This is a genomic window from Micromonospora sp. NPDC003776, from assembly GCF_053605645.1.
Genome location: NZ_JBSGJR010000367.1, coordinates 1 through 7,159 on the forward strand (window position 1 = coordinate 1; position 7,159 = coordinate 7,159).

Below are 7,159 nucleotides of genomic sequence, written 5' to 3' on the forward strand. Positions count from 1 at the left end.
GCGGTCACGCCCGTCGACAGCGTGCAGGTACCGGCGAGGAGCGGGGGCGGGCCCGGGTGACCGGCCGAGGAGCGGGCCCGGCCCGCACTCCGGGTCGCTGCTGACCGGCGTGACCGTACTCCTGCTGCTCGCCTTCGTCGGGGTGGTCGGCGGTGCCGTGCTGGTGTCGATGCCGCACGCCGGCGGGCGGCCGGTGGGGTACCCGACGATGAGCTGGCCGGCCGGCCCGACGGCCGCGGCGCCCACCACGGCGACCGGACCGGTCGGCGGCACCCCGACGGCCACGGCGCCGACCACGGCTACCGGACCCTTCGACGGCACCCCGGCGGCGGCGTTCGCCGAGGGGCCGGCCGGGATCACCGTGCCGGCGGCGGAGCGGACCGGCCCGTTCACCGAGCGGCAGGTGGCCGCCGCGCTGGCGAAGGTGCGGAAGGCGCTGGTCACCGCCCGGCTTGACCGGCGGTTCATGACGGGCAAGGATCTCGAACCGTTCATCCGGCAGTTCGCCCGGGACGCCCGGGCCGGCCTGCGCGAGGACTTCGCCTCCGACACCTTCGCCGCGTACGCCACCCGGCTGGCGCCCGGCGCCCGGCTCACCGCCGACCAGCCCCGGGTGAAGGGGCGGATCACCTACCGGGCCACCAGGGACCCCGACGGCATCCGCATCCTGGCGGTGACCACCAACGTCGTCTGGGCGTACGCCTTCCCGAACGACAGCGCGACGCCGGGTGACGGGCTGGTCGTGGTGCACGACACGGTGGTCTGGAGCGTGCCGCACCCCGACGACGTCACCCGCGGCTCCGACGGGCTGTGGATCGAGAAGGCGGACTCCTACGCCGCCAACATCGACTGCGCGGCGTTCGCCAAGGGTCTGCTCGCCCTGGGCGTGCCCCGCCACGGCGGTGCCGACGGCCCGGACCCGGACGCGGTGTTCGACCCGGACGCGACGCTGAACCTGCCGGACAGCTGCTGAGTCGGACCGGAAACGGGGCGGCGGGACGATCCCCCGGCGTGCGAAGATCACCCGCCCCTCGCCCGCCGGACCGGGAACCGACATGACCGACGAACAGCCCCGCCGCCTCGACCAACTCTTCGCCGCCGACGACGAGCCGGTGAAGATCCCCGACTGGATGCGCGAGCCGGTGCGGGAGCACGAGCTGACCCGGGCCGAGCGGCTCCGCGTCGGCTGGGCTCGGCACAGCGGGAAGCTGCTCGGCCTGGTGGCCGGGCTGGCGGTGGTGGGCCTGCTGGCCTTCCTCGGCACCGCCGGCTGGCGCTTCGTGGACAAGGTTCACCGCGGTGAGGTGGTGATCGGCGGCCCCGTCCCGACCCGGGCGGCACCCCGTCCGGTGGACGCGAACGGCGACACCCTGGGCGTGTTCATCGGCACCCCGGCGGAGCGGTTCGCCGAGGGCGAGGCCGCCGTCGTCCTGCCGGCCGCCCGGGCAGCCGGGCCGTTCACCGAGAAGCAGGTCCGCCAGGCGCTCGCCGCGGTCCGGGCCGCGCTGATCCAGGGCCGGCTGCGGCCGGACCGGCTCGGCGACGACCCGCAGCCCTTCCTCGCCCTGCTCGCCCCCGACGACCGCGCCGCCGTGCGGGGGGACCTCGCCGAGGGCCGGAGCCTCGGCTACGCCACCCGGGTCCGCCGCGACGCCGACCCGCAGTGGGTGCGGGAGGACGGGATCCGGGCCCAGGGCACCATCGAGTACGGCACCAGCACGCAGGACGGTGTCCGGATGCTGACCGTCACCACCCGGTTCATCTGGGTCTACTCCTTTGACCTGTTCCGGGCGCAGCAGTACCCGCCGGGGGCGGAGCTGGTGACCGTGCGCGACGAGGTGGTCTGGCGGTTCCCGCACCCGGACGACGTCCAGAAGTCGTCGCAGGGGCTCTGGATCCACGACGCCGACGCGACCATCGCCGGCGCGCCGTGTGCCGCGATGCAGCAGGGCTACCTCGCGCTGGAGCAGCCCGACCCGGCCGAGCGGATCATCGGTCGGCCCGGGCCGGTGCCGACCGCCGACGTCTACGACTCCGGCTGGAAGGCGGGCGACGGCGACGAGTGCTGACCGGAGCCGCGGTGGTCAGCGGACCGCGCCGACCACCGCCCAGCCACCGGAGCGCAGCCGCAGCAGCAGCGCGACCAGCCGCAGCACCACGAACAGGGTCAGCCCGGCCCAGATCCCGCCGAGGCCGAGGTCGAGCCCGTACGCCAGCCAGATGGCCGGCAGGAAGCCGCCCAGCGCCGCCACGATGGTGAGATTGCGCAGGTAGCGGACGTCCCCCGCACCGATCAGCACGCCGTCGAGGGCGAACACCACGCCGCCGATCGGCTGGAGCGCGACGAACCAGGGCCAGGCCACCATCGCCTGCTCGCGTACCTGCGGGTCGGCGCTGAACCAGGACGGCACCACGCCGGCGCCGGCGGCGATCAGCACCGCGAAGGCCACGCCGCAGAGGCCGCCCAGCAGGGCGATCCGGCGGGCGAGGAACCGGGCGCCGGCCGCGTCGCCCGCGCCGAGCGCGGCGCCGATCAGCGCCTGCGCGGCGATCGCGAGCGCGTCCAGCACCAGGGCGGTGAAGAACCACAGCTGTACGGCGATCTGGTGGGCGCCCACCGCGGCGGCGCCGAACCGCGCCGCGACCGCGGTGGCGGAGAGGAAGCTCGCCTGGAAGGCGACGCCCCGGACGAGGAGGTCCCGGCTGAGCACGAGCTGGTGGCGGATCATCCGGGGGCGGGGGCGCAGGGAGACCCGTTCGCGCACCAGCGCCGCCGCGAAGAGGGCGCCGGAGAGGGTCTGCGCGACGGCGTTCGCCACCGCCGAACCGGCCAGCCCCAGCCCGGCCGGATAGACCAGCAGCGGGCAGAGCAGCGCGGAGAGCAGGTTGGGCGCGAGCACGAACAGCAGCGGGCGCCGGGTGTCCTGGATGCCGCGCAGCCAGCCGTTGCCGGCGGCGGCGAGCAGCAGGCCGGGCGCGCCGAGCGCCGCGATCCGCAGCCACGTGGCGGCCGCGTCGGCCACCGCGCCCGGGCCGCCGACGAGGGTACGCGCCAGCCACCCGCCACCGATCCCGATGGCGACCGCCACGAGCACGCCGACCGTCGCCGCGAGCCAGGACGCCTGCACGCCCTCGGCCACCGCGGCGGCCCGGTCCCCCAAGCCGAACCGGCGGGCCGACCGCCCCGTGGTGCCGTACGCCACGACGGTGCCGAGCCAGGCGGTCAGCGTCATCACCGTGCCGCCGACGGCGAGCGCGGCGAGCGGGACGCGGCCCAGGTGACCGACCACCGCGGTGTCGACCAGCACGTAGAGCGGTTCGGCCGCGAGCACCACCAGGGCGGGCAGAGCGAGCGCGGCGATCCGGCGGGGCGCGGCGGCCGCGGCGGCGGGAGCGGGGGTGGCGGTCTGGCTCATCGTCGCCGATCCTGGCACGCGTCAGGTAAGGGACGCAAGCCTTAGCATCACTTACCTGACCGTACCGGGACGGCCCGCCCGCACGGCGTCGTACGGTGAGGCCATGACGGCCGGCGGCGACCCGATCCTCGGCGGCGCCAGCCCGGCCTGGTGGCGCCGGGTCTTCGCCGAACTGCTCGGCACGTTCTTCCTGGTGCTGGTCTCGGTCGGCCCTGGAGCGGTGAACCAGCGGATCGGCGCCGAGGAGGTGAGCCGGACCGCCGCCGTGGTCGCCCCCGGGCTGATGGTCGCCTCGATCATCCTGTTCATGGGGGCGGTCTCCGGCGCCCACCTGAACCCGTCGATCACCCTGGCCTTCGCGCTGCGCCGGGACTTCCCCTGGCGGCGGGTGCCGGGCTACCTGATCGCCCAGTTCACCGGGGCGGTGGCCGCGGCCGGCCTGCTGGCCGGGCTGCTCGGCGGGCACGGCACGGCCGGTCTGACCCTGCCGGGGCCGGGCATCGGCGCCCCGCTCGCGCTGATCTGGGAACTGGTCCTCACCGTCGGGCTGATCAGCACCGTGCTCGGCACCGCCTCGGGCGCGCAGAACGTCGGACCCCTCGCCGCCGTGGCGGTCGGCGGCTACCTGGCGCTCGCCGGGCTCTGGGCCTCACCGCTGACCGGGGCCTCGATGAACATCGTCCGCTCGCTCGGCCCGGCCCTGGTCTACGGCCAACCCCGGGCCTGGTGGGCGTACCTGCTCGGCCCGCTCCTCGCGGTCCCGGTGTCGGTCGGCGTGGCCGCCCTGCTGCGCGGCCCCGGCGGCGGCCGCACCAGCCGCCGGGTGGCCCAGGGCACCGTCCGCCACTGACCCACCCGCCCACCTGGCCCTGTCCGGCCCGCCTGCCGTTCCGACCGCCGGCCGCCCGGCCCGCCTGACCGGGCGGCCGGGTCAAGATCGTGCTCGATCCGGGAAGTAGGGGGCTCGGGCTCGGCGGAAGGCCACTACATCCCGGATCGAGCGCGCGCGGAGGCGGTCAGCGCGGAGCGGTGGGGAGGGTGGCGAGGAAGCGGCGGGTGTCGGCGGGGGTGCGGAGCCGGAGCACCGGGAGGTCGGGCGCGATCGTGGCGGCCGCGGCCAGGACCCGCGGGCGGGCCCGGCGGGGATAGGTCCAGACGTACCGGAGGAACTGGAGGTCGAGCTGCTCGGGGCAGCCCTCCGGGAGGTCCGCCCGGGGCGTGGCGCGGCGGGTCCAGCGGCGGCGGAGCACCCGGACCAGGCAGCGCAGCCGGGACGGGTCGCAGAGCACCAGCAGGTCCGCACGGGGCAGGCGGAGATCGAGGGTGCTGCCATAGTTGCCGTCCATGACCCAGGCCGGGCGGGCGGCGAGCGCGGCCACCTCGGCGCGGAAGTCGGCCGCACCGGGGGCGAGCCAGCCCGGGCGCCAGTAGTGCCGGTCGAGGTGGACCAGGGGCAGGTCGAGCCGCCGGGCTAGCTCACGAGCGAGCGTGCTCTTGCCGGCTCCCGAGCTGCCGACGATCAGGATGCGCCGCACCGGGCGACGGTAGCGCCGGGGGCGTCGTACGGGAAGGTCGGTGACCGGTGCGGCGGTGACGTCGTGCCAGCCGGCGTCACCGCCGGGCGGTCTGCTGCGACGACTTCAGCTCGGCGCGTCCGGTGCCGCGCGGCGACCTGAAGCCCGTCGTCACTGGCGGGTGTCCATCGACGTCTGCAGCGCGCGGCGCATCTGCTCGCGCGCCTCGTCGGTGGTGGTCTCGGTCTGCGGCTTGTGCTTGGTCGCCATCGGAGTTCCCTTCCAGGGTGCGGACCACCGCCACGGTGGCCCTCACGGGCGTGTGGAGGACGCCGCGGCAGCGGTCCGGGATCACCGGAGCGGCTCGCCAGGCAGCGTGAGCCCGGGTCGGTCTGACCCTGGAGGGAGGCGGCACCGGGTGTGGCGCCACCGCCCGTGACCAGCGCCGGAGAGCGCCGGTACCGCACCCAAGTTAACGTTCATTTTCCACATGCTGCCCACTGTTCCCGCGATGCGGACACGGGGCACGGGCGGTCAACGGGCCAGGAAGTGCCAGCCCAGCCACCACCAGAAACCGAACAGACCGATCCGGCCCACCGGCACCGGACCGACCTCGTAGCGCATGACGAAGGCGCAGACGTCGGCGAGGGACGGGATCCGCGACCCCTCCCGCCGGGCCGCCCACTCGACGGCCGCGAAGAGCAGCAGCGCGGTCAGGAACCCGCCGATCGCCACGGCCCGCATCATCGGCGGACCAGTCCCCAGAACGCGGCCAGCCAGCCGAACCAGGCCGCCGAGCGGACCAGGTGGTCCTCCAGCAGCGGGTCGGCCAACAGGGAGAAGGTGGGGAATTCGTCGCCCGCCGAGAGCACGAAGGTCACCCCCTCGAACACCCCGAACACGGTGACCGGCAGCAGCCACCAGACCGCGCCCCGGGGCAGCCGGCCGGGCGCGGGCCGGCGGGGCACCCGGTTACCGAGGCCGATCCAGATCAGCGCGCCACCGGTGCCGAGGGTGTAGACATTGGCCGGTGCGGAGAAGGACGGCAGCTGGCCGCCCACCAGGGAGAGGAAGATCAGCACCGGCACGGAGACGACCGGGCGGTCCCAGGCTCGGGGCGCCTCGACGGTGAGCTCTCGGGGGTGCTCCATCTCCCGATTGTCCTCAGCGTCCCGGAGCGCGGAAAGACCCGCACACCCGGAGTGATCCCTGATCTCAGCCGGTCAGCAGGGCCCCGTCCAGCTCGGCGCGGATCCGGTCCACGACCTCGTCAACGCTGCCCCGCCCGGTGAACCCGGCCGCGAACCGGTGGCCACCACCGCCGAGCGCCACCGCCACCGCGCTGACGTCCACCGCGCCCTTGCTGCGTAGCGAGACGGCCCAATCGGCGTCGGCCACCTGCTTCACCACGCAGCTCACGTCGGCCTCCGCCGTGCAGCGGACCGAGTCGATCAGCGCCTCCAGGACGTACGCCGGCTGGTCGTGCCGGGCCAGGTCCGCCCGGGTGGCGTACGTCCAGACCAGCCCGCGCCCGGCGGCGGCCGCCGGCTCCAGCCGGGCGCGGACCAGCACCTCGCCGAAGAGCCGGACCGCGCCGAACGGGCGGGTGTCGAAGATCCGCCGGGAGATGTCCCCCGGGTCGATGCCGGTGGCCAGCAGCCGGGCCGCCATCTCGTGCACCGCCGGGGTGGTGGCCGCGAAGCGGAACGAGCCGGTGTCGGTGCTCAGCGCCACGTAGAGGCAGGTGGCGATCTCGGCGTCCAGCGGCACCCCGAGCCGGTCCAGCAGCCCTTCGGCGACCACGGAGGTGGCCGCCGCGTGCGGGTCGACCAGGTGGATGCCGCCGAATCCGGTGTTGGAGGCGTGATGGTCCAGCACCAGCGCCGTCCCGGCCTTGTCCAGCCGGTCGACCAGGTCACCCAGCCGGGACTCGCTCGCCGCGTCGAAGCAGACCACCAGATCCGGGTCCGGGTACGCCTCGTCCTGCGGCACCAGCAGCTCCAGCCCGGGCAGCCAGCGGAACGGCTCCGGCACGCCGGGCGGCCCGGGGAAGGTCGCCTGGAGGTGCCGTACGCCGAACCGGCGCAGCCCCAGCCCGAACCCGAGCATGCTGCCCAGCGCGTCCCCGTCGGGGTTGACGTGGCAGATCAGCAGTACCCGGGCGTCGGCGGGGAGATCGCGGACCGCCGCGACGGCGGCCGCCCAGTAGCCGACGGTCGGGCCGGCACC

8 protein-coding genes are annotated in these 7,159 nt (G+C 75.4%); 3 read left to right on the forward strand and 5 right to left on the reverse strand.

Features of this window, described 5'->3' with window-relative positions; genetic code table 11:
- Positions 1 to 109 precede the first annotated feature (109 nt).
- Positions 110 to 973, forward strand: coding sequence for a hypothetical protein (locus ACWEVO_RS24940; protein WP_452309941.1), 864 nt, complete (start codon positions 110 to 112; stop codon positions 971 to 973).
- An 82-nt stretch (positions 974 to 1,055) separates the two neighbouring features.
- Positions 1,056 to 2,069, forward strand: a complete 1,014-nt coding sequence (locus ACWEVO_RS24945) for a hypothetical protein (RefSeq protein WP_452309942.1) — start codon at positions 1,056 to 1,058, stop codon at positions 2,067 to 2,069.
- 15 nt (positions 2,070 to 2,084) lie between these two features.
- On the opposite strand, the gene ACWEVO_RS24950 is transcribed toward ACWEVO_RS24945, so the two are convergent.
- The gene (locus ACWEVO_RS24950) at positions 2,085 to 3,416 is read right to left on the reverse strand and encodes an MATE family efflux transporter (protein WP_452309943.1); all 1,332 of its coding nucleotides are present in this window, start codon (positions 3,414 to 3,416) and stop codon (positions 2,085 to 2,087) included.
- A 103-nt stretch (positions 3,417 to 3,519) separates the two neighbouring features.
- Between ACWEVO_RS24950 and ACWEVO_RS24955 the strand changes: the two genes are divergently transcribed.
- Complete coding sequence (locus tag ACWEVO_RS24955; protein WP_452309944.1) at positions 3,520 to 4,266, forward strand: MIP/aquaporin family protein; 747 nt, start codon at positions 3,520 to 3,522, stop codon at positions 4,264 to 4,266.
- A gap of 166 nt (positions 4,267 to 4,432) precedes the next feature.
- Here the strand turns inward: ACWEVO_RS24955 and ACWEVO_RS24960 are convergent, their stop codons facing one another.
- The 4 genes from ACWEVO_RS24960 to ACWEVO_RS24975 form a co-directional block, all read right to left on the reverse strand.
- The gene (locus ACWEVO_RS24960; RefSeq protein WP_452309945.1) at positions 4,433 to 4,951 is read right to left on the reverse strand and encodes an adenylate kinase; all 519 of its coding nucleotides are present in this window, start codon (positions 4,949 to 4,951) and stop codon (positions 4,433 to 4,435) included.
- A gap of 513 nt (positions 4,952 to 5,464) precedes the next feature.
- Positions 5,465 to 5,674, reverse strand: coding sequence for a DUF6186 family protein (locus ACWEVO_RS24965; RefSeq protein ID WP_452309948.1), 210 nt, complete (start codon positions 5,672 to 5,674; stop codon positions 5,465 to 5,467).
- Entirely contained in the window at positions 5,674 to 6,081 is a 408-nt protein-coding gene (locus tag ACWEVO_RS24970) for a hypothetical protein (protein WP_452309946.1), read from the reverse strand. Before ACWEVO_RS24970 ends, ACWEVO_RS24965 begins: the two co-directional genes overlap by 1 nt.
- Positions 6,082 to 6,145: 64 nt before the next feature.
- Positions 6,146 to 7,159, reverse strand: a 1,014-nt coding sequence (locus tag ACWEVO_RS24975) for a DHH family phosphoesterase (protein WP_452309947.1), incomplete at its 5' end; no start/stop codon positions are given.